Source organism: Kribbella deserti (assembly GCF_042434725.1).
GTDB lineage: Bacteria > Actinomycetota > Actinomycetes > Propionibacteriales > Kribbellaceae > Kribbella > Kribbella deserti.
Map to the genome: position 1 here is coordinate 46,084 of NZ_JBHLTC010000015.1, position 22,113 is coordinate 68,196.

20 protein-coding genes are annotated in these 22,113 nt (G+C 68.5%); 8 read left to right on the plus strand and 12 right to left on the minus strand.

Translation table 11 applies throughout. The features are described 5' to 3' along the window. Positions 1–88: 88 nt before the first annotated feature. The 3 genes from ACFFGN_RS13320 (at position 89) to ACFFGN_RS13330 (ending at position 3,212) form a co-directional block, all read left to right on the plus strand. Positions 89–367 (plus strand): hypothetical protein, encoded by a 279-nt coding sequence (locus tag ACFFGN_RS13320; RefSeq protein ID WP_380047058.1) that lies wholly within the window; start codon positions 89–91, stop codon positions 365–367. 25 nt (positions 368–392) lie between these two features. Continuing rightward, a complete protein-coding gene (gene glmS, locus ACFFGN_RS13325; protein ID WP_380047060.1) occupies positions 393–2,213 on the plus strand; it encodes a glutamine--fructose-6-phosphate transaminase (isomerizing) in 1,821 nt (606 codons plus the stop codon). Positions 2,214–2,288: 75 nt separating this feature from the next. Continuing rightward, positions 2,289–3,212: an FAD-dependent oxidoreductase gene (locus ACFFGN_RS13330; protein ID WP_380047062.1), complete on the plus strand. Its 924-nt coding sequence runs from the start codon at positions 2,289–2,291 to the stop codon at positions 3,210–3,212. Here ACFFGN_RS13330 and ACFFGN_RS13335 read toward each other — a convergent pair whose 3' ends face one another. Further along, positions 3,213–4,085 carry an alpha/beta fold hydrolase gene (locus tag ACFFGN_RS13335; RefSeq protein ID WP_380047065.1) on the minus strand — a complete coding sequence of 291 codons (873 nt, stop codon included), beginning with the start codon at positions 4,083–4,085 and terminating at the stop codon, positions 3,213–3,215. It abuts the gene before it with no gap. 86 nt (positions 4,086–4,171) lie between these two features. On the opposite strand from ACFFGN_RS13335, the gene ACFFGN_RS13340 reads away from it, so the two are divergent. Further along, positions 4,172–6,112 (plus strand): AfsR/SARP family transcriptional regulator, encoded by a 1,941-nt coding sequence (locus tag ACFFGN_RS13340; protein WP_380047067.1) that lies wholly within the window; start codon positions 4,172–4,174, stop codon positions 6,110–6,112. On the opposite strand, the gene pdxR is transcribed toward ACFFGN_RS13340, so the two are convergent. After that, positions 6,101–7,483 (minus strand): MocR-like pyridoxine biosynthesis transcription factor PdxR, encoded by a 1,383-nt coding sequence (pdxR, locus tag ACFFGN_RS13345; protein WP_380047069.1) that lies wholly within the window; start codon positions 7,481–7,483, stop codon positions 6,101–6,103. The genes ACFFGN_RS13340 and pdxR overlap by 12 nt on opposite strands. Before the next feature lie 47 nt (positions 7,484–7,530). Between pdxR and ACFFGN_RS13350 the strand changes: the two genes are divergently transcribed. Next, positions 7,531–7,995, plus strand: coding sequence for a carboxymuconolactone decarboxylase family protein (locus ACFFGN_RS13350; protein WP_380047071.1), 465 nt, complete (start codon positions 7,531–7,533; stop codon positions 7,993–7,995). Next, on the plus strand, positions 7,995–8,711 hold the full coding sequence (locus tag ACFFGN_RS13355; RefSeq protein ID WP_380047073.1) for an isocitrate lyase/PEP mutase family protein: 717 nt from the start codon (positions 7,995–7,997) through the stop codon (positions 8,709–8,711). Before ACFFGN_RS13350 ends, ACFFGN_RS13355 begins: the two co-directional genes overlap by 1 nt. Here the strand turns inward: ACFFGN_RS13355 and ACFFGN_RS13360 are convergent. The 3 genes from ACFFGN_RS13360 to ACFFGN_RS13370 all read right to left on the minus strand — a co-directional run bounded on the left by ACFFGN_RS13360 (position 8,705) and on the right by ACFFGN_RS13370 (position 12,159). Continuing rightward, complete coding sequence (locus ACFFGN_RS13360; RefSeq protein WP_380047075.1) at positions 8,705–9,619, minus strand: cyclase family protein; 915 nt, start codon at positions 9,617–9,619, stop codon at positions 8,705–8,707. The two genes, ACFFGN_RS13355 and ACFFGN_RS13360, sit on opposite strands and share 7 nt — an antisense overlap. A 62-nt stretch (positions 9,620–9,681) precedes the next feature. Continuing rightward, a complete protein-coding gene (locus ACFFGN_RS13365) occupies positions 9,682–11,670 on the minus strand; it encodes an ethylmalonyl-CoA mutase (protein WP_380047077.1) in 1,989 nt (662 codons plus the stop codon). Between the two features lie 141 nt (positions 11,671–11,811). Next, positions 11,812–12,159: an STAS domain-containing protein gene (locus ACFFGN_RS13370; protein WP_380047079.1), complete on the minus strand. Its 348-nt coding sequence runs from the start codon at positions 12,157–12,159 to the stop codon at positions 11,812–11,814. Between the two features lie 132 nt (positions 12,160–12,291). Between ACFFGN_RS13370 and ACFFGN_RS13375 the strand changes: the two genes are divergently transcribed. Then, positions 12,292–12,609 (plus strand): hypothetical protein, encoded by a 318-nt coding sequence (locus ACFFGN_RS13375; RefSeq protein WP_380047081.1) that lies wholly within the window; start codon positions 12,292–12,294, stop codon positions 12,607–12,609. A gap of 57 nt (positions 12,610–12,666) precedes the next feature. Here ACFFGN_RS13375 and ACFFGN_RS13380 read toward each other — a convergent pair whose 3' ends face one another. The 7 genes from ACFFGN_RS13380 to infC form a co-directional block, all read right to left on the minus strand. After that, positions 12,667–14,205 carry a gamma-glutamyltransferase gene (locus ACFFGN_RS13380; protein ID WP_380047083.1) on the minus strand — a complete coding sequence of 513 codons (1,539 nt, stop codon included), beginning with the start codon at positions 14,203–14,205 and terminating at the stop codon, positions 12,667–12,669. Positions 14,206–14,212: 7 nt separating this feature from the next. Next, positions 14,213–16,699 (minus strand): phenylalanine--tRNA ligase subunit beta, encoded by a 2,487-nt coding sequence (gene pheT, locus ACFFGN_RS13385; protein ID WP_380047086.1) that lies wholly within the window; start codon positions 16,697–16,699, stop codon positions 14,213–14,215. Continuing rightward, positions 16,699–17,808 carry a phenylalanine--tRNA ligase subunit alpha gene (gene pheS / locus ACFFGN_RS13390; RefSeq protein ID WP_380047088.1) on the minus strand — a complete coding sequence of 370 codons (1,110 nt, stop codon included), beginning with the start codon at positions 17,806–17,808 and terminating at the stop codon, positions 16,699–16,701. Before pheS ends, pheT begins: the two co-directional genes overlap by 1 nt. 206 nt (positions 17,809–18,014) lie before the next feature. After that, positions 18,015–18,839, minus strand: coding sequence for a TrmH family RNA methyltransferase (locus ACFFGN_RS13395; protein WP_380047091.1), 825 nt, complete (start codon positions 18,837–18,839; stop codon positions 18,015–18,017). 34 nt (positions 18,840–18,873) lie between these two features. Further along, the gene (gene rplT, locus ACFFGN_RS13400; RefSeq protein WP_380047093.1) at positions 18,874–19,269 is read right to left on the minus strand and encodes a 50S ribosomal protein L20; all 396 of its coding nucleotides are present in this window, start codon (positions 19,267–19,269) and stop codon (positions 18,874–18,876) included. A 76-nt stretch (positions 19,270–19,345) separates the two neighbouring features. Further along, positions 19,346–19,540 (minus strand): 50S ribosomal protein L35, encoded by a 195-nt coding sequence (gene rpmI, locus ACFFGN_RS13405; protein ID WP_328992202.1) that lies wholly within the window; start codon positions 19,538–19,540, stop codon positions 19,346–19,348. A 69-nt stretch (positions 19,541–19,609) separates the two neighbouring features. Then, on the minus strand, positions 19,610–20,344 hold the full coding sequence (infC, locus tag ACFFGN_RS13410) for a translation initiation factor IF-3 (protein WP_380047095.1): 735 nt from the start codon (positions 20,342–20,344) through the stop codon (positions 19,610–19,612). 343 nt (positions 20,345–20,687) lie between these two features. Between infC and ACFFGN_RS13415 the strand changes: the two genes are divergently transcribed. Further along, positions 20,688–21,065 (plus strand): DUF1844 domain-containing protein, encoded by a 378-nt coding sequence (locus ACFFGN_RS13415; protein ID WP_380047097.1) that lies wholly within the window; start codon positions 20,688–20,690, stop codon positions 21,063–21,065. Positions 21,066–22,113 lie beyond the last annotated feature (1,048 nt).

Consider the following 22,113-nt stretch of genomic DNA (forward strand, 5'->3'; position numbering starts at 1 on the left):
ACCCGCTTGCTCTATGCAAGGCCGCAGATTTGCCCGAAATCGGGCAGATTGTTGCCGAATCGGCCGGATTCCCTGCACAGTGGGGCCCGTGAGTGAAGGGGTGCTGGTTCCTGCCGACGACCTCGTCGAGCAGGTCAGCCGCACCACCGGGCTGTCGCCGGACGACGCGCGCCGCGTAGTCGCCGACGTACTGGCCTACTTCACCGAGACCACCGAGGACTACGTCCGGCGCCGCCATGCCGAGTTGCAGGTGTACGGCGTGCGCAACGACGAGATCTTCGCCCGGGTCGCCGCGGAGCTTCGGCAGTGGCCGGTTCGCTCCCCCGAGCTTTCCGCTCGGCAGTTGCGACGCATCGTCTACGGCTGAGTTCAGCCAGCAGAGGGGAATACGTATGTGCGGAATCGTGGGGTATGTCGGCACCAAGCCGGCCGCGCCGATCCTGGTGGACGGCCTGGCCCGGCTGGAGTACCGCGGCTATGACTCGGCCGGTATCGCCATCGTCGGCAGCAGCGAGATCAAGGTGCACAAGGACGCGGGCCGGGTGCGCGAGCTGGAGGCCTCGCTGCCCAAGCGCTTCGGCGGCAAGATCGGTATCGGTCACACCCGCTGGGCCACGCACGGCGGCCCGACCAAGGACAACGCCCACCCGCACGCCAGCGAGGACGAGACCATCGCGGTGGTGCACAACGGCATCATCGACAACGCGGCCTTCCTGCGCGCCTCGCTCGAGGAGGCCGGCGTCAAGCTGCGCTCCGAGACCGACACCGAGGTGCTGGCTCACCTGATCTGCCAGGCCGAGGGCGACACGCTCGAGGCGAAGGTGCTGCAGGCGCTGACCCGGATCGACGGTACCTACGGCATCGCGGTGATCGACCTGGCCCACCCGGACCGGATCGTGGTCGCGCGTAACGGCAGCCCGATCATTCTCGGTATCGGCGACGGCGAGATGCACATCGCCAGCGACGCCTCCGCGCTGGTCCGCTACACCCGCCAGGTCGTGCACCTGGACGACGGCGAGCTGGCCACCGTACGCGCGGACGGCTACCGCACCTTCACGAGCGACTCCCGTGCCACCACGAAGTCGGCCGAGACCGTCGAGTGGTCCGACGAGGACTACCAGCGCGGCGAGCACGAGCACTTCATGGTCAAGGAGATCCACGAGCAGCCCGAGTCGGTGCAGCGAGTGCTGCGCGGCCGGCTGGACGAGCGCTTCCACACCGTGCACCTGGGCGGCCTGAACATGGATGCCCGCGAGGCGCGCGAGATCCGCCGGGTCAAGATCCTCGGCTGCGGCTCGGCGTACTACGCGGGCCAGCTCGGCGCGCAGTTCATCGAAGAGGTGGCCCGCATCCCCGCCGATGCCGAGCCCGCCTCGGAGTTCCGCTACCGCAATCCGGTGGTCGAGCGCGACACCCTGTACGTCGCGGTGAGCCAGTCGGGCGAGACCCTGGACACGCTGGTGGCCGTCCAGGAGCTCAAGCGCAAGGGTGGCCGGGTGATCGGTTTGGTCAACGCCGTGGGTTCGAGCATCGCCCGCGAGGTCGACGGTGGTGTTTACCTGCACGCCGGTCCGGAGGTGTCGGTCGCGTCCACCAAGGCGCTCACCAACATGGCCGTGGCGTTCGCGATGCTGGGCATCCACCTCGGCCGGATCCGGGACGTGTCCCCCGCCGACGGGCGCCGCCTGATCGAGGGCCTGAAGAAACTGCCCGCGCAGATCGAGGCCATCGTCGCTCAGGAGACCGAGCTGGCCGAGATCGCCGGCCGGCTGTCCAAGGCCGAGAGCCTGTTCTTCGTCGGCCGTACCCGGGGTTACCCGGTCGCCCGCGAAGGCGCGCAGAAGCTGAAGGAGATCTCGTACCGGCACGCGGAGGCCTACCAGACCTCCGAGCTGAAGCACGGTCCGCTGGCGCTCATCTCGCCCGAGGTGCCGACCGTGGCGATCGTGCCGGATGACGAGCTGCTCGACCGCAACATCGGCGCCCTGCACGAGATCGCGGCCCGCTCCGGCCCGCTGTACGTCGTCACCCACCCGGGCGTCGAGGTTCCGGACGGCGCCGCCGCGGTCATCACCGTGCCGAAGAACGAGCCCGAGCTGGACCCGATCCTGCTGACGATCCCGCTGCAGCTGCTCGCGTACCACGCGTCAGTCGCGCTCGGCCACGACGTGGACAAGCCGCGCAACCTGGCGAAGTCCGTCACCGTCGAGTAGTACTTCCGGACACCAGCGCAGCCGGTTTCGGCTGCGCTGGTGTTCGCTTTCGTTGCGGCGGGTAACAATGGGCGCATGCGGATCATCGTGGTGGGCGCGGGCGTCATCGGTTTGACGGCCGCGGTCCGGCTGGCCGAAAGCGGGCACGAGGTCGCCGTACTGGCGCGGGATCTTCCGCTCGAGACGACCTCCGCTGTCGCCGCCGCGCTTTGGTACCCGTACCTGGCCGCGCCGCAGGACCTCGTCGCCCGCTGGTCGCGTGCGTCGTACCAGCAGTTCGTGGCGCTGGCCGAGACCGAGCCGTCGGTCCGGCTCCGGCACGGCCGCGAGTTGCTCGTCGAACCACGAACCAATCCCTGGTGGATCAAGGACGTGCCCGATGTCGAACGCGTCGGCAGTCTGCCCGAGGGCTTCCGCGACGGGTGGTCCTTCACCACGCCGGTGATCGAGATGCCGCTCTACCTGGCCTACCTGAGCAAGCGCCTCGACGCCGCCGGCGGCACGATCAGCCGCGCGGCGCTGCCCGGCCTGCCCACCCACGCCGAGGTGGTCGTCAACTGCGCGGGCCTCGGCGCACGGCTGACCGCCAACGATCAGACCGTGACGCCGGTGCGCGGGCAAACCCTTACTGTCGCCCAGACCGGCCTGAGCGAGTGGCTGATCGCCAACCACTCCCCCAGCGAACTGGTCTACGTCGTACCGCGTTCACAAGACGTTGTCATCGGCGGTACGTCGGAGCCGGGCGACTGGACCATGGCCCCGGACGAAACCGTCGCCAAGGCCATGCTGGAACGGGCGATCGAGCTGGTCCCGGCGCTGCGCAAGGCGGAAGTGCTTCGCCACAAGGTGGGCCTTCGCCCTGCACGGCCGTCCATCCGCTGCGACAGCGAGCTGATCGGCTCCCAGCAGGTCATTCACTGCTACGGCCACGGCGGCGCGGGCGTCACCGTCTCGTGGGGCTGTGCCGACGAGGTCGTCGCCCTCATCAACAACGGCTGATCAGTTCAGCCCGCGGAGGTGCTTCGCGATGTCGGCGGGGGCTTCTTCGGCCATGAAGTGCCCGTAGCCGACCGTGCTGTGGCGTAGCTCCGGCGCCCAGGCACCCCACCGCGCCGCCGCGTCGAAACCGAGCGCCGCGCCCCAATCCTGCTGCAACACCGTGACCGGCATCCGCAGCTTGTTGCCCTCGGCAAGATCCAGCTGATCGTGGTCGACGTCGATCCCCGCGGACGCGCGGTAGTCGGCAACGATCGACGGTACGGCGTTTCGGCAGGCCTCCAGGTAGGCGGCGCGCACGTCGGCCGGGATCGCCTGCGGGTCGTTCGTCCAGATGTCGAGGAAGTGCCCGAAGAACTCGTCCGGCGTCGCGGCGATCATACGCTCAGGCAGTTCCGGCGGCTGGGCCATCAGGTACAGGTGGAACCCGATCGCCGCGGTAGTGCCGTGCATGACGTTCCACATGTCGAGCGTCGGCAGTACGTCGAGACAGGCCAGCCCGGTGATCGCCTCGGGATGATCGAGGCCGGCCCGGAAGGCGACGAGCGCTCCCCGGTCATGCCCGGCCAGGGCGAACCGCTCGTGGCCCAGCAGCCGGGCCAGTTCGACGATGTCCGCGGCCATGGTGCGTTTGGAATAGGTGCTGCCATCGGTCTCCGCAGGCTTGTCGCTGTCGCCATAGCCGCGCAGATCCGGGCAGAGGACGGTGTGATCGGCGGCGAGGTCGGCCGCGACGTGCCGCCACATCAGGTGGGTCTGCGGAAAACCGTGCAGCAGCACGATCGGGCTACCGCTGCCACCGATCGCCACGTTGAGCGAAACCCCGTCGGCGACGGGCACCCGGCGATACTCGAAGCCGGGAATTGTTGCGGTCATTGGTGCACATCCTTCGGTCGAAATTGCGATAACCGCAGCCTGCCGGGCGCGGATGAGCATTCGATGAGCGATAGCGTGGCGCCACTATGGGCGTGCAGGTCGGGTTCGGGGTGCTGGGGCCGGTGACGGCCTGGGACGAGGCGGGTGCACCCATCGCGCTCAAGGGCCCGCGCCATCGCGCCGTACTGGCTCGGCTGATCGTGGCCCGCGGTCGCGTCGTACCGATCGGGCTGCTGGTCGACGACCTCTGGCTGGATCCGCCCGCGGGGGCGGTTAGCGCCGTGCGCACGTTCGTGGCCGCGCTGCGCCGCGCGATCGAACCCGATCGTCCAGCGCGTACGCCGCCCAGGCTGCTGGTTACCGAAGGCCCTGGTTATGCCTTGAGAGTCGAGCCGGACGCCGTGGACGCCTGGCGGTTCGAGCGGGCTGTGGCGAATTCGGCGGCGACGGCGGCTGACTTGGAAGAGGCGCTGGCGCTTTGGCGTGGACCTGCCTATGCCGAGTTCACCGACGAGACCTGGGCCCATGCGGAGCGGTCGCGCCTGGCGGAGTTGCGGTTGCACGCCGTCGAACGCCTGGCCGAGGCCCGGTTGTCGACGGTCTCCGCGGCAGCCGCGATACCGGATCTGGACGCTCATGTGACCGAACATCCGTGGCGGGAGGACGGTTGGCGTCTGCTCGCCCTCGCGTTGTACCAGGCGGGGCGCCAAGGTGATGCCCTTGCAGTTCTGCGACGGGCCCGGACCTTGCTGGTCGAGCAGCTGGGCGTTGACCCTGGCCCTGCGTTGAGGCGGGTGGAGGCGGACATCCTCAACCACGCTCCTGGGCTCGACCCGACGCCGGCGGCTGACCGGGTTTGGGCCGACGCGACCGCGGCGTACGACCGCACGGTGGCCTCTAGCGCTCGGGCCCGGCTGGAGTCGACTGTGGGCTTACTACGCAATCTGGCGGTGACAGGCGGCGGTGGTCTCCAGGCGGCTCGGCAGCATCGTCTAGCGGCTATTACTGCCGCGGAAGAGCTTGGCGATCCAGAGCTGACTGCGCGGATCATTGGGGCGTATGACGTTCCGGCCATCTGGACTCGCTCGGACGACGAAGAGCATGCAAGGCAGGTTGTAGCCACCGCTGAGCGCACGTTGCGGCTCTTGCCGCAGGAAGGTCATGAGGCGGCTAGAGCTCGCTTGCTGGCCACAATCGCCCTTGAGTCTCGGGGGACGACGCTGCAGCGTGAACCATCGTTGCAGCGGGGACCTGAGGCGGCGCGGCAGGCCGAGGAGATCGCTCGGCGGCTGGATGATCCGGCTCTGCTGTGTTTCGCGCTCAATGGCGTGTTCATGCAGAGCTTCCAGCGTGCAGGCCTCGCTGCGCGCCGAGACGAGATCGGCGCGGAACTGATCTCTCTGGCGACCAAGTACGGCCTAGTCGGCTCGGCCGTGCTTGGTCATCTCGTTCGGCTTCAGGCACTTAGTGCGCTCGGGAACTTCACAGAAGCCGACAAGCAGGCAGAAGCCGCAGACGACCTTGCAGAGCGGCACGAGCTCCCCCTGGTTGGAGTATTCACCCAGTGGTACCGGGCTTTGCGACTAGCAGCGACGGGCAACGCGCCGGTGGACGAGGTAGAGACGGCCTACCGCGCTGCGGCACAAAGACTGGACGGCGCCGGGATGCCCGGGCTTGAGCGGGGCCTACTACCGCTTGCCCTGCTGTGCTTGCGCTTGCAGTACGACCTGCCTATCCCGACCGACGAGGACTGGGGGCCTTACGAGCCTTGGGTCAGGCCGCTGGTACTACTGGCCGAGGGCCGCCGCGAAGAGGCATCGGCCGCGTTGCGAGCGGTTCCCGAACCACCTCGCGATCTGCTGCTGGAGGCCTCGTGGTGTCTGATCGCCCGCGCCGCCGCGGACTTAAGCGATCAAGCCGTGCTGGCGCGCGCCCGGGCTGTACTCGATCCTGCGGCTGGCGAGCTCGCCGGAGCTGCCAGCGGGCTACTAACGCTTGGGCCGGTCGCACGCTACCTAGACGGCTAGAACTTGGCAGAGCAGGTCCAGAGCGCCGGAGTACGCGTGGTCGGGTGGAGTGCCGTAACCGACAACCAGGGCCTGACGCTCACCTCGTCCCGGTGTGAACCGGTAGCGGTCGAGCGAGGCCACCGCCAGGCCCTGACGAGCCGCCCGGTCGACCATGTCCTGGGCATCACCTTGCACGTCTAGCAATACGTGCAGGCCCGCCGAGATGCCTGCGACGGTTACACCCGGCGCGCGTACTTCAAGGAGCTCAACCAGGCGATCCCGCCTGCGCCGGTAGTGCAGCCGGCAACGGCGTACGTGCCGGTCATAGTGGGCCGAGGTGATGAACTCGGCCAAGATCAACTGGTCGAGCGTGGCGGTTAGGAGATCCGCCGTGCGCTTAGCCGCCAGTACGGGCTCTAGCAGCCGTTGCGGAACTACCATCCACGCGAGGCGTAGACCCGGCGCGAGGCTCTTGCTCGACGTACCGACGTAGGCCACGCGTTCAGGGGCTAGGGCTTGCAAGGCGCCGACGGGCTGGCGGTCGTACCGGAACTCCCCGTCGTAGTCGTCCTCGATCAAAAGGCTTCCCGTCTCGCGGGCCCACTCCACCGCCGCAGTACGACGTTCAGGCGCTAGTGGTACGCCGAGAGGCATCTGGTGGGCCGGGGTCATCAGAGCCGCCTGGCCCGTGAGTAGATCCGTCCGCGCGCCTAGGTGGTCCACCGGCACGGGAACCACCTCAAGCCCTCGAGACCGGGCCACGTCCCAGTGCAGGTCATACCCGTACTCCTCGACGGATAGCGTCCGAGCGCCATCGGCGTACAGCACCTCACTCAACAACGAGAGGGCTTGCACGTAGCCGGAGACGATCACGATCCGTTCGGGATCAGCCCGTACGCCGCGGGCTCGGGCGAGGTAGTCGGCCAGCGCCCGGCGCAGCTCGATCCGCCCGCGCGGATCGCTGTAACCGAAGGCCTCGTGCGGTGCAGCGGTCAGGGCCTTCCGCGCGGCGGCGAGCCATTCGGTCCGTGGGAAGGTGGAAACGTCGGGACTACCCGGCGCCAGGTCGTACCGGTAGACCCGTTGCTCAGGCTGCTTCACGGGCGTCGCGGCGAGTGGCGCCTCACGATGGGCCACCTCGGTCCCCGAGCCCTGCCGGGCCACCAGCCATCCTTCGGCCACGAGTTGGCCGTACGCGTCCGCGACGGTGTTTCGGGCGATCCCGAGGTCCTTCGCGAGCGAACGTGACGACGGCAGACGCGTCCCCGGGAGCAACCGCCCGGAGCGGATCGAGTCGTGCAGCGCCTCGACCAGGTCCGCGCGGCCACGACCACCGGCCAGGTCGAGATGCAGGTCGGCTCCGACGGAATTGGCCCGCGCATCTTCCATGAAAGTGGACCATACACCTGGGCTACTTCGGTTCTACCGTTGTTGATGTGACCACTTCTTCGAATCGGCGAGTCAAGACCGCCAAACTCACCCCCGAGTTCTACCAAGCCATGATCAAGCTCGACGCCGTATCGGCGACCGGCCTCGACGAGGGCCTCGCGCACCTCGTACGAGTCCGGGCCTCGCAGATCAACGGATGCTCCTACTGCGTCGACATGCACAGCCTCGACGCCGTACACCTGAACGAGAACCCGCAGCGGCTCTACCTGCTGCCTGTCTGGCGCGAGGCCCGGAACCTTTTCAGCGAGCGGGAGCAGGCCGCGCTCGAACTCACCGAAGCGATGACCGTGCTCAGCGTCGGCCACGTCTCCGACGAGGTTTACGAGATCGCGGCCAAGGCGTTCGAGGACCAGGAGCTCGCCCAGCTCATCGCGCTGATCACGACGATCAACGCCTGGAACCGGATCGGCGTCTCGAACCGGCTCGAGCCCGGCCACTACACGCCGAGCTGATGAGCGAACTGTCGCAGCGGTTCCGGGCCCTCCACCATGGGCCCGGACCGCTGATCCTGCCGAACGTCTGGGACGCCGTCAGCGCCCGCGCCGTCGCGGAGGCCGGCTATCCCGCCATCGCGACCAGCAGCGCGGCGATGGCCCGGGCGAACGGATACGACGACGGCGAGCAGACCCCGCCCGTGGAGATGTTCGCGGCGATCGCCCGGATCGCCCGCGTGGTTGACCTCCCGGTCACAGCGGACATCGAGGCAGGCTACGGACTCGCCCCGGCCGAGCTGGCCGAACGCCTCCTCGAAGCCGGGGCGGTCGGGTGCAACCTGGAGGACTCCCGGCCCGCGACGGGCGAACTGGTCGACCCCGAACAGCAGGCGGCGTACCTGGCGGATGTTCGCGCGGCGGCCGGTGCCGATCTGGTGATCAATGGCCGTGTCGACATATTCATTGCCGGGAGCAATGACGTGGAAGCGGCCATCGCCCGTGGCCGCCTCTACCGCCGCGCGGGCGTGGACTGCGTCTACCCGATCGCGGCACCAGTGGACACGATTCCCCTGCTGGTGAAGGGAATCGGCGGCCCGGTCAATGCGCACGCCCGTGCGAACGGGCCTACCGCCGCCGAGTTGGCCGCCCTCGGCGCGCAACGCATCTCCTTCGGAGCGTCACTACACCACGAGATGACCAACGCCTTCCGGACCTTGCTCGCCAACCTTCAGTAAGCGGTTCGCGCGAAAGCCCGGACCGGGAAGGTCCCGAGGCCTTCCACGAGCGGTGCCGCCGCGGTGAAGGTGGCACCGCTCACCGGCACGGCGCCGAGGTTGGTGAGGTGCTCCACGATCGCGATATCCGCACCGAGCAGCAGGCTGTGCGCGGGCCTGGTCCCGTCGGTCATGTCGTCGATATTGGCCGCGTCGATTCCGACCAGCACCGCGCCGTTCCGAATCAGCCACTCGGCGCCATCCTCGGTGAGGAAATGCGCGTTCTCAACGTACGCGGGCGTCCCGAACCGGGCGTCGTCCCCCGTCTGCAGCAGGACCGCCTTGCCCTGTACGTCGTACGTCGCGAGCGCGGCGGCGTCGATCCCCAGCTTCGCGCTGTCGTCGAGGCGAACCACTACCGCGGGGACGTCCACGGTCCGTTCGAGCTGGAAGCCGGTGAGGTCGTGGCCGTCGGGATAGCGGTGATACGGGCTGTCCATGTAGGTGCCGGTGTTCGTCACCATGGTGAACTCACCGATCTCGAACTCCGTGCCGGGCGCGTAGATCCCCCGCGAGTCCTCGCGCGTGAGGTGCTTGCCGAAGCGAGGCCCAGGCAGATTCGGCAGGGTGATCATCCCGTCGCGAATCACATGACTCAACTCCACAAACCGCCCTGGGCCTTGGCCGGTCTCACCAGCTTCAGCGGCCGGGCCGCCCCGGGTGCCCTTGTGCGGCGCCTCGACGATCTCCAGGTTGCTGATGGTCACTTCACCCGCCATCAACAACCCCAACGACGCGAGGAACAACTCCCCCACCTGCTCGACCGTCACCTCGGCCGAAGGCACATCCACCAGAAAGCCCTGAACCTGAAGCCCACCCCCATTGGTGAACCCCACCCCACCATCAAACCTCGCGCGATACGTAGTCATCCCTCATCCTCACCTACGCCTTTACCGCCGGGTGGCCGGTACCACCTCGCAAGACAAGAAGGCTAGGGGAGGTTGTTGGCTTGGCGGATTACGGTGACCATGTGGTCCATCATGCTGGTCATGTCGTAGTCCTTGGGGGTGTAGACGGCGGCTACCCCGGCGGCCTTCAGGGCGCGGGCATCGGCGTCGGGCACGATTCCGCCGACGACTACCGGGACGTCTTCGAGGCCGGCTTTGCGGAGGCCTTCCACCACCTGCGGTACCAGCTCCATGTGGGAGCCGGACAGGATCGACAGGCCGACGCAGTGCACGTCCTCGGCTACCGCGGCCGCGACGATCTGCTCGGGGGTTAGGCGAATCCCCTGGTAGACCACCTCGAAACCGACGTCCCGGGCCCGTACCGCGACCTGCTCGGCGCCGTTCGAGTGGCCATCCAGACCGGGTTTGCCCACCAGGAAACGAAGGCGTCCGCCCAGTTCGTCCGACGTCGCCGCCACCTTGGCCCGTACGGCCGCGATCGCCTCACCTCCGCCCGTCACGCCGACGGACCCGGATACGCCGGTCGGCGCGCGGTACTCCCCGAAGACCTCACGGAGAACCCCGGACCACTCCCCCGTGGTCACACCCGCGCGAACGCACCGCAGCGTCGCCGGCATCAGGTTTTCGTTGCCCTTGGCAACTTCACGCAGTCCGTCCAGCGCGGCCTCGACCGCCTCGGCGTCGCGGGTCGCCCGCCAGGACTCCAGCGAGGCCAGCGCCGCGCTCTCCGCAGCCGGGTCCACCGTTTGAATCGCCGCGTCCAGGTCCTCGGTCAACGGCGACGGCTCGGTGTTCTCGTACGCGTTGACACCCACCACGATCTGCTCGCCCGACTCGATCCGCCGGCGACGATCCGCGTGCGACGCGACCAGCGCCTGCTTCAGATAGCCCGACTCGACCGCGGCCACCGCGCCACCCATCGCCTGGACCCGGTCGATCTCCTCGCGCGCACCCGCGACCAACTCGTCGACCTTCGCCTCGATCACGTGCGACCCGTCGAAGATGTCGTCGTACTCCAGCAGGTCGGACTCGAACGCCAGCACCTGCTGCATCCGCAGGGACCACTGCTGGTCCCACGGCCGCGGCAGGCCCAGGGCCTCGTTCCAGGCGGGCAGCTGGACCGCACGCGCCCGGGCGTTCTTGGACAGCGTCACGCCGAGCATCTCGAGCACGATGCGCTGCACGTTGTTCTCCGGCTGCGCCTCGGTGAGGCCGAGCGAGTTGACCTGTACGCCGTACCGGAGACGACGGGCCTTCGCGTCGGTCACGCCGTACCGGTTGAGGCAGACGTCGTCCCAGAGCCGGACGAACGCCCGCATCTTGCAGGTCTCCTCGATGAACCGCACGCCCGCGTTCACGAAGAACGAGATGCGCTGAACCACATCGGCGAACCGCTCCGGCGGAACCTGCCCGCCATCGCGAACCCGGTCCAGTACGGCGATCGCCGTCGACATCGCGAAAGCCAGCTCCTGCACGGGCGTGGCGCCGGCCTCCTGCAGGTGGTAGCTGCAGATGTTGATCGGGTTCCACTTCGGCACGTTCGAGACCGTGTACGCGATCAGGTCGGTGCTCAGCCGGAGAGACGCGTCGGGCGGGAAGGCGTACGTGCCGCGGGACAGGTACTCCTTGACGATGTCGTTCTGGGTGGTCCCGGTCAGCTCGTCCGGCATCGCGCCCTGTTCCTGCGCGGCGACCTGGTAGAGCGCGAGCAGCCACATCGCGGTGGCGTTGATCGTCATCGACGTGTTCATCTGCGCCAGCGGGATCTGGTCGAACAGCGCGCGCACGTCACCCAGATGGGCCACCGGTACGCCGACCTTGCCGACCTCACCCTTGGCCAGCGGATGGTCCGCGTCGTACCCGGTCTGGGTGGGCAGGTCGAACGCGACCGAGAGCCCGGTCTGGCCCTTGGCCAGGTTGCGGCGGAACAACGTGTTGGACTCAGCGGCGGACGAATGCCCCGCGTACGTGCGCATCACCCACGGCCGGTCCCTCTTCGGCGACTCGCTCATGTACCCGAGAGTAGGACCGTGTGCACTCGTGAGTCCGCTGCTCGTGACCGGTGTCACCAGCGGCTTAGATCACAACCGCCGTAGGTCACAGCCGCCCTTTGGCCGGGCCGCCGGTGACCCGCGCTCAGCAGCCAACCGCGGTCAGGCGGTCAGTGGCAGTACCGTCCGCTCAACGTGCAGGATGCGGGAGAGCCTGGTCACGGCCAAGATCCGCACCACCGGTGGAAGGGGATGTCGCAGGACCAGATGCCGGCCCATGCGTTCGGTCCGGCGATGCATGGCGACGAGCAGGCCGAGACCGGTCGCGTCGAGCGCGTCCAGAGCGGCCAGGTCGACGATCACGTCACCGTCGGACGAGTCGATCAGATCGTTCAACTCCTGCCGGACATCTCCGACGGACCGGACATCCAGCAAGCCGGCCAGCCGCACAACGTTTTCTTCGTATTCGGGCTCGTGATCTATGCCTGGCGTGTGGTCGATGACAGCCATGCCATGCCCTCCGCTCTTCCTGCGACCCCCGAGTGAATCGCACTGCAGCGTCCTTGTGTCCGTAAAGACTCGTTGGCGACCCGGGAGGTTGCCAAGGGCTTACGGCAATCTTTTTTCGGAGACAATGGAACTGTGACCGCGAACGACTACTTCGTCTTTCCGGTGCTGGCGCTCGCCTTCATCGGCGCGATGGTGCTGTTGCTGCGCTGGGCCTTCTCGCCTGGCAAGGGCTCCCTGGTGCGGCGCATCGATGCCACTCCCGCGCCGCGCGACACCTTCGGACTGCTCATCGATGTGCATACCGCCACCTCGTACGCCGAAGCGCGCAAGCTGGTTGAACTGCTGACCGCCCAGCAAATCCGTGCCACCGCAGCCCGAACCCACGACGGCTGGACCATCTACGTCTGGCCCGTCGACGAACTCTCCGCCCGCGAAGTCTTGAAAAGTTGAACCTTTAAGGTTCAAACGCGCCCACTCGTGGGCGGCGGCCGCATGGGTTCCGGCGGGTCAGACGGCTGGGGAGATGGCTACGGCTCCGGTGCGGCGAGGGTCGCCTGCGACGGTTAGGCCGGTTGCTGGTTCCCAGAGGGCGGCGGCTACTCCGCCGAAGTACATCGAGTGCGGCGGCATGGACCGGGTCGGGAGGTCCAGTGGCGGTAGAGCCAGGTCCGCCTCGTGGTCCACGGTGATGTCGTCGCGGACGCGGACATGCAGCCTAGGGTGTTCGACCGCTTCGCGCAGCGGCAACCCGCCATGGACGAACAGCGCGTACGTTTGCGCCAGAGCCGTCGGAATCCGGTCCGAGCCGGGCGACCCGATCGCCAGTACGGCGCCATCCCGAGAGCGCCGGGCCACGCTAGGCGCCATATTCGACGTCAACCGCGTCCCGGGCGGCAGACTGTGTACCCCGCCCGCGAGTAGTTCCTGCTCCCCCAGCGCGTTGTTGAGCCAGATCCCCGTGCCAGGGGTCATCGCGCCCGAGCCGTACCCGGACGACACCGTGACGGCACACGCGTCGCCACCGTCGTCGACCACCGAAACCGTCGCCGTACTTGGAGATCCGAGCGCGCGCAGATCACCCGCCGACGCCAGTTCGAGAACGTTGCGCCCGGCAAGCAAACGCTCGTCCTCGGCATCCAGCTCGGCCAGACGTTGTCCCAGCACTGCATGTTGTACGTCGACCAGGCGGCACAGCTCGTCGGTCGTCCAGCCACCCGCGGCCGGTACGCCGTCCAGCAAGGCCAACATCGCCGCGACGGCCACGCCACCAACGGCAGGCGGCGGGTTCGTCGCGAGGCGCCAGCCGTTCTGTTCGACGGTCAGGGCGGGCCGGACCACTGCCTGGTACGCCGCGAGGTCCTCGCGGGTGAGGATGCCCTCCCGGGCGGTCATGTCGTCCGCGATCAGCTTGGCCAGGTCGCCCGTGTACATGGCGGATGCGCCGACTTCGCCGATGAGTTCCAGCGAGTCGGCCAGATGCGGGATGACCACCGTCGAGCCGGCAACGATGACCGCGCCCGTCTTGTCATGTACGACGGCGTGGCTCGGCTCATGCCAGCCGAAGATGATCTCGTGCGTATAGCCGAAGTAGTACGCCGAAGTCGGCCCTAGCGGGAACCCGGCGCGGGCGAGGTCCACCGCGGGCTGGACGACTTCACGCCACGGTGCACGCCCGTACCGCTGGTGAGCCAGGTCGAGCGCCTTGAGAGCGCCCGGGGTGGCTACGGCCCCGTGGCCGATCGTGGTCGTCGTACCGCCGCCGTACTCGGTAGTGACATCCCAGACGCCTCTACCGAACCGCTCGGGCGGTAGGCCCCGGCCGGGCATCTCGACCCAGCCGTCGATCGTGACGGGATCACCGCCCGGCGGCTGCACGGTGACGAAACCACCCGCGGCGGGTGAGACCACGCCGATCTCGTTGACCATCATCACCAGCGTGGCGGCGAGTGCGGCGTCGACCGCGTTACCGCCTTCGGCCGCGAGGCGTACCCCGGCCTCGGCCGCCGCCAGGTTCGGGGCGGCGACCGCGACGCGGGGACTGGTCACGACCGGATCACCCGACGCGCTGGACGGCGCCGAAGCGGCTGACCGCCACCTGCACCGCCGCCTGCCGGGCCTCCGCCACCTCGGTCTCGGTGAGCGTACGGTCGGCCGCGCGGAAGCGCAGCGCGAAGGCCAGCGACTTCTTGCCCTCACCGATCTGCTCACCGGTGTACACGTCGAAGAGGCGGATCGCCTCCAGCAGGTCGCCCGCGCCCTCGACCAGCGCGGCCTTGACGTCGTCCGCGGCGGTCTCGGCCGGCACGATCAGGGCCACGTCCTCCTTGGCCACCGGGTACGACGAGAAGGGCTCGGCCGTCACCGAAGCCGGAGCGGCCTCGATCAGGGCGTCCAGGTTCAGCTCTACCGCCCCGGAGCGCGCCGGCAGGCCGAACGCCTTGCAGACCTTCGGGTGCAACTCGCCCGCGTAGCCGATGACCGTGTCGCCCACGGACACCTCGGCGCACCGGCCTGGGTGCCACGGCGCGCGCTCGGCGTTCCGCAGTACGGGCTCGACGCCGACGGCCAGGGCCACCGTGCGCGCGACCTGAACCGCGTCGGTCCAGCTGACCGGCAGGGCCTTGCCCCACCACCCGGCCGGAACGCGAGCGCCGGTCAGGACCACGCCCAGGTGCAACGGCTGGTGCGGCAGCGCCGCGTCGAGCGCAAGCAGTTCCTCGTCGCTCGGCCGCTGCGCCACCGAAGGCAGCGGAGCCGCCACGGCCATGTCGGTGGCCTTTGGCAGGAACACCAGGCTGGTCTGGAACAGCGCGAGGTCCGTCGTACCGCGGCCGACGTTGCGCTCGGCCGTCCGGAGCAGGCCCGGCAGCAAGGTGGTCTGCATCGACGGCTCTTCGTCGGACAGCGGATTCGCCAGCCGGACCGTCGTACGGCGCTCGTCATCGGCGGGCAGCCCGAGCGCGTCGAAGTCGGCCTCGCCCACGAACGGGTAGGCCACGACCTCGGTGAGACCCGCGCCGACCAGGGCCGTCGCGATCCGGCGGCGCCGGCGCTGGGACCCGGTCAGGCCCTGACCACCCGGCGCGGGCGGCAGTACCGACGGCACGTTGTCGTAGCCGTAGAGCCGGATGACCTCTTCGGCGAAATCGTTGGGGTCGCGTAGATCCGGACGCCAGCTCGGCGCGGTGATGGTCAGGTCCGTACCGGCGGCCTCAACCTTGCAGCCGACGGCCTCGAGGAAGGACACCGCGTCCGCGTCGGAGATCGGCGCGCCCGCGACCTTCGCGGCATGCGAGACCGGGATCGTCACCGGTTCGGCGACGGCCGGTTCGCCGATGATCGTCTCGTCCGGCGTGATCGTGCCACCCGCCAGCTCGGCGAGCAGGTCCGCGACGCGCTGCGCGGCGTACCGCGGCAGGGCCGGGTCGACGCCACGCTCGAACCGGCGCGAGGCCTCCGAGGACAGCTTGTGACGACGGCTGGAACGGGCGATCGTGATCGCGTCGAAGTGCGCCGCCTCGATCACCACGTCGGTGGTCGACGCGGAGATCTCGGTGGACGCGCCACCCATCACGCCGGCGATACCGATCGGGCCGGAGTCGTCGGTGATCAGCAGGTCCTCGGGGTCCAGCTCGCGCGTCTGGTCGTCCAGGGTGACCAGCTTCTCGCCCGCGATCGCCCGTCGTACGACGATGTCGCCGGCCAGGCGGGCCTTGTCGTAACCGTGAATCGGCTGTCCGAGTTCGAGCATCACGTAGTTGGTGATGTCGACGCCGATCGAGATCGAGCGCATCCCGGCCAACGCGAGCCGCTGCTGCAGCCAACGCGGGGACGGCGCCGTCGGGTCGATGCCGGTCACCGTGCGAGTCACGAACACCGGATTGGCCTGAGCGTCCTCGACCTCGACCGGGTAACCACCCTTGCCGGCGCCGGTGAGCTCCAGCGCGGCCGGGTCCTTCAGCGGTACGCCGTACGCCGTGGCGGCCTCGCGGGCCACGCCCCGGATCGACAGGCAGTACCCGCGGTCGGGCGTGACGGCGATGTCGAGCACGTCCTCGCGGAGCTGGAGCAGCTCGATCGCGTCGTCGCCCGGCTTGGCCTCGTCGGCGCCGAGCACGAGGATGCCGCCCTTGCCGTCGTCCCCGATGCCGAGTTCGGCCGTCGAGCAGATCATGCCGTTCGAAACATGGCCGTACGTCTTGCGGGCGGAGATCGCGAAACCACCCGGCAGTACGGCGCCCGGCAGGACCACGACAACCAGGTCACCGACCCCGAAATTGCTCGCGCCACAGACGACCCACTGGGGTTCGTCGTTGCCGACGTCCAGCGAGCACCAGCGAATCACCTTGCCGTTCTTCTGCGGCTCGGGCTCGAACGTGAGCACCCGGCCGACGACCAGCGGACCGGTCAGGCCGGCGCCACCCTCGTCGACGGTCTCGACCTCCAGGCCGGCCCGAACCAGCAACTCGGCGACCTCGCGGCCGGTCACGCCCGCCGGCAGGTCGACGTACTCGCGAAGCCATGACAGTGGGACCCGCATCAGATCTCCATCCCGAACTGGCGGCTGAACCGCACGTCACCCTCGACCATGTCCCGCATGTCCTCGACCCCGTTGCGGAACATCAGCGTCCGCTCCAGGCCCATTCCGAACGCGAAGCCCGAGTACCGGTCGGTGTCGATACCGCAGGCCTGCAGCACGCGCGGGTTCACCACACCGCAGCCGCCCCACTCGATCCAGCCCTCGCTGCCACAGGTACGGCACGGGCGGTCCGGATTGCCAACCGAGTCGCCCCGGCAGACGAAGCACTTGAGATCGACCTCGGCCGACGGCTCGGTGAACGGGAAGTAGTTCGGCCGGATCCGCGCCTCCAGACCCTCGCCGAACATCGCGGTGACGAAGTGGTCCAGGGTGCCCTTGAGGTGCGCGAGCGTGATGCCCTCGTCCACGACCAGGCCCTCGACCTGGTGGAAGACCGGCGTGTGCGTCGCGTCCAGCTCGTCGGTCCGGAAGACCCGGCCCGGGCAGATCACGTAGATCGGCGGCTTACGGGTCAGCATCGAGCGCGCCTGCACCGGCGAAGTGTGCGTGCGCAGCAACGTGCCGGAACCGGCCGGCTCGATGAAGAACGTGTCCTGCATCTGCCGCGCCGGGTGGTCCGGCTGGAAGTTGAGCGCGTCGAAGTTCAGCCACTCGGCCTCGACCTCGGGCCCTTCGGCGACGTCCCAGCCGAGCGCGGCGAAGACGTCCGCGACCTGCTCCGAGATCAGCGACAGCGGGTGGCGCGCGCCCAGCTGCGGGGTGTGCCACGGCAGGGTCACGTCGACCCGCTCGGTGGCGAGCATGCGCTCCTCGTGCTCGGCCTCGAGCACCAGCTGGCGAGCGGCGAAGGCCTCGTTGATCGCCTTGCGGGCGGTCCCGATCCGCTGGCCGGCCTCCTTACGGGCCTGCGGCGGCAGCGAGCCGATCTCGCGATTGGCCAGCGCGATCGGCGACCGGTCGCTCAGGTGCGCGAGCTTGACCTCCTGCAGCGCGGCGAGATCCGCGGCGGCGGCAATCGCCTCGAGCGCCTCGTCCTTGGTCCGCTCGATCTCGTCCGCGTGCAACGGCGTGACCTCGACCGGGTCATAGTTCGTATTGGGACCGGACATGCACAGGCCTTCCATCAAATTTTGGGTGGAACGGGGGCAAGTCTAGTGGTCTGTGGTGGGGGTGGCTTGAGTGGTTGCGGCGCCCAGGTGCGTGCATCACAGTGCTGGCGGAGCGTCCTCGATGCGGCGCATCGTGGATGATTCGCCAGTGCTGTGAGGTGCGTGCCTGGGCGCCGCAAACGCCAAGCCACCCCCACCACAGACCACTAGGAACTGCTCGTACGGCGCTGCGCGCGGGCCGACGCGTAGAGACAGACCGCCGCCGCCGTGGCCAGGTTGAGGCTCTCGGCCCGGCCGTAGATCGGCACCTTGACCGAGGAATCCGCGATCGCGTTGATGCCGTCGGGCAGGCCATGCGCCTCGTTGCCGAACAGCCAGGCCGTCGGCTTCTCCAGCGTGCCGTTGTCGATGCACTCGTCGAGATCGGTGTCGCCGTACCCGTCGGCCGCGAGCACCTGAATGCCCTGCTCCCGCCAGGTCCGCGCGACCGCCTCGATATCTGCTTCGAGGGTGATCGGCAGGTGGAAGATGCTGCCCACGCTGGCGCGAACGGCCTTCGGATTGTGCGGATCGACCGACTCCCGCGACAGCACGACCGCGTCAGCCCCGGCCGCGTCGGAACACCGGATCAGCGTGCCGACGTTGCCCGGGTCACGGACCTGCACGCCGACCGAGATCAGCTTCGCCTGGGCGGATACCGCCTGCTCCAGCGGTACGTCGATGAGGCCGCAGATGGCGACCACGCCTTGTGACGTGACGGTCTCGCTGAGGGCCTCGGCGCCGGCCCGGTCGACGTCGTACCAGTTCACGCCGCGATTGCGGGCGAGATCCCGCAGATCACGATGACGCTCGGCCACGCTTGGTTCGGCGTACACCTCGATCACGAGGTCGGCCTGCTCCAGCGCCTCCCGGACGGCCTGTGGGCCCTCGACCAGGAAGCGGCCGCTCTTGCGCCGGAACGCACGAGTGGCGAGCCTTCGGGCCTGCTTGATCCGCGCGGATTGTGCGGTCAGCAGAACCGGGCTCGCCACTTGCGTCGAACTGCTACTGATGCCGGGGCGTTGCTCAGGCAGCGGCTTCGCCGGACTTGGCCGACGCGTCGTCCTTGGGCAGCGCGGCCTTGGCCAGCTCGACCAGCTGCGCGAACGCGGCGGCGTCGTTGACGGCCAGGTCGGCCAGGATCTTGCGGTCGACCTCGACCTCGGCCAGGCGGAGACCCTGGATGAGGCGGTTGTAGGTCAGGCCGTTGGCACGAGCAGCGGCGTTGATGCGCTGGATCCAGAGCCGACGGAAGTCGCCCTTGCGCGCGCGACGGTCGCGGTAGGCGTAAACGAGCGAGTGGGTGACCTGCTCCTTCGCCTTGCGGTACAGGCGCGAGCGCTGGCCGCGGTAACCCTTGGCCTGCTCGAGTACGACGCGGCGCTTCTTGTGGGCGTTGACTGCCCGCTTCACGCGTGCCATGAGGTGTTACTCCTTGTATTTCTGCGCCGGAGGAAGGTGGCCACCGGCGGGGATGTGCGTGGGAGGAAGGCTCGGCTCAGATGCCGAGGAGCTTCTTGACCTTCTTGATGTGGGACTTCGCCACGTCGACCTCACCGTCAAGACGACGGGTGCGGCGGCTCGACTTGTGCTCGAGCAGGTGGCGACGGTTGGTCTGCTCCCGGCGAAGCTTGCCCTTCCCCGTGACCTTGACGCGCTTCTTCATCCCCGAGTGGGTCTTCATCTTCGGCATGGTGGCCGTTTCTCCGTTTTCTCGTTGATCTCGTTACGGGTGATGCTCCGGCCTCGCGGCCGGAGCCGGTCACTCCGGATCGAGGTTGTCGGCCGGGCCCTTGGGCTTCTTGGTGTGACCTGCGGCCACCTCGGCCTCGTGCTGCTGGACCTGCTCGGCCCGCTGCAGCCGCTCGGCTTCCAGCTCGGCCTCACGCTCGGCGACCTTCTTGGCCTTCTCGGCCTCGACGTCGACGCGCGCTTCGGACTTCTTCTTGTGCGGGCCGAGAACCATGATCATGTTGCGGCCGTCCTGACGCGGCGAGGACTCGACGAAACCGAGCTCGCTCACGTCTTCGGCGAGGCGCTGCAGCAACCGGAACCCGAGCTCGGGACGGGACTGCTCGCGACCACGGAACATGATCGTGATCTTGACCTTGTCGCCGGCACGAAGGAACCGAACGACGTGACCCTTTTTGGTCTCGTAGTCGTGCGGGTCGATCTTCGGCCGAAGCTTCATCTCTTTGATGACCGTGTTGGTCTGGTTCCGGCGGGACTCACGAGCCTTCTGCGCGGTCTCGTACTTGTACTTGCCGAAATCCATCAGCTTGCAGACCGGCGGACGGGCCGTGGCCGCGACCTCGACCAGGTCGAGATCGGCTTCCTGTGCCAGCCGAAGTGCGTCCTCGATCCGAACGATGCCTACCTGCTCACCGTTGGGGCCGACCAGCCGCACCTCGGGAACGCGGATGCGCTCATTGACGCGCAGTTCAGTGGTGATGGGTCCTCCTGGGTTGTCCGTGTGTTCCAGCCACCTCGTGACCACACTCGTACCCCTTGTTCGCGCTGTTGCACAGTGCTGGCGAACAAAAAGGCCCTCGTGCGTCCACACGAAGGCCCAATTCCCAGATCGACCGCTTCTCACCCACTGCGGGCGAAACGCAAATCTCCGGCTTCCCGCCCCGACTGCTCGCGCAGGCCGGACCGAAGCCGGTGTGACCGGGACCCGACGACTTGTTGATCTCTCGATCGGTTTGCCGATGCGGGTGGGAGGTGGCCCTCCGCTTGTGACCAGAACAGCTTAGGAGCCCTGTTTGTTCCTCCGCCGAAGCGGGAGAACCACAGGGGGCACCAGCCGACCTGGTCGGTCGCCATGCAAGAGTAGCAGCATGACCGACCCTGCCACCACTTCGGCGACCCCCGACGCCTTGTCCACCGTATCGCGCGACATCGCCGAGGTACCGAGCGTCGAGATCATCTCCACCGCCGCGCTGCACCTGATGAGCGCGGCCGCGGTCAACCTGGGCCTGGCCGAAGACCTGCCCGAACACAAAGACCTCGACGAGGCGCGCTCCCTCATCCACGCCCTCGCCGGCCTCCTCGACGCCTCGGTCCCCTCCCTCGGCCACCACCACGCCGCCCCTCTCCGCGACGGCCTCAAGTCTTTGCAGCTCGCTTTCCGCGAAGCCTCGGTAATCCCGGACGAACCGGGACAGGGACCGGGCGAAAAGTACACCGGCGCCGTACACCCCTCCCCGAAGCGCTAACCCCTCCCCTTCGCATACGCCCCTGCCCCGCCCGCAGTCGCGTACGGCTCCGTCCCGCCGCGGCGGGACGTCACGGCGCTGGAACGACGGCGAGCTGCCACGGCGTACCAACGGTGGCGGGATGTCACGGCGGTGCGTCGATTGGTCTGTATTTGCTCGCCCCTCCGTACGGCGGCCCGCTGTGGTCGCCGACGTAGGCGGGCGAATTCGGGCGAATCGTCGCCTACTTCTGCCACGGAAACACCAAAGCCGGAACGCCTTCGCGTGGTTCACCCGTCCCCCTGAGTCTTGCGAATTGTCAGGTGAACCCGGGCCGCGTCAAGGGTCGAGATCGCCTGCCGGCGACGCATGCGCGCCCTTGACCCGGCCCGGGTCCACCAAGTGCAGCGGGCTATCAGGGGGACGGGTGGGGTATGGCCGGTTGTGCGGGCATGCCGTGGGGCCTTCGGTGACACGGGCATACCGAGAAGCCACCGGCTAGGCGGGCATACCGAGAAGCCACCGGCTACGCGGCATGCGGAGGAGCCGCCGGTGGTTGGCCGATGCGGTCCCGTCGGGCCGGCCCATGAAGGCCCGACCGGTCGACCGAGGCGGTTGCGTCAGGTGGGCAATCGCCCGCAAGGTTCGCGGGTCGGCCTGCCAAGTGGGGGGTCGACCGCCGAGATCTGACGGGTCGACCCCCGATTTCACACGTCGACCCTCGACATAGCCGTCGCGATTCGCCTGCGCGGACGCGGTCTGGGCCCGGGGTGCCGCGAAGGCCGCCGTCGGAGTGGCTGGCCACTGGGGTGGTGGGTTACCACCTGGGAATCCGGGGTGGTAACCCACGCTCCGAGTGGCCAGCCACTGCCAGGGTTCGCTCAAACCGGCGGGACGGGTTCACGGCCGCACGATGCCGCCGCCTCGGCGGTATGGGCTGGGTGGTCCGGTGCCGGGGTTTTGCGCGGCTACCTGGGTTTGGTGGAGCCGCTGCCGGGTTGTTGGGCGGCTACCCGGCTGCAGAGCCTGTTGAGGAATGGGTTCGGGTGGTGGTGGGGTAGGGCCCGGG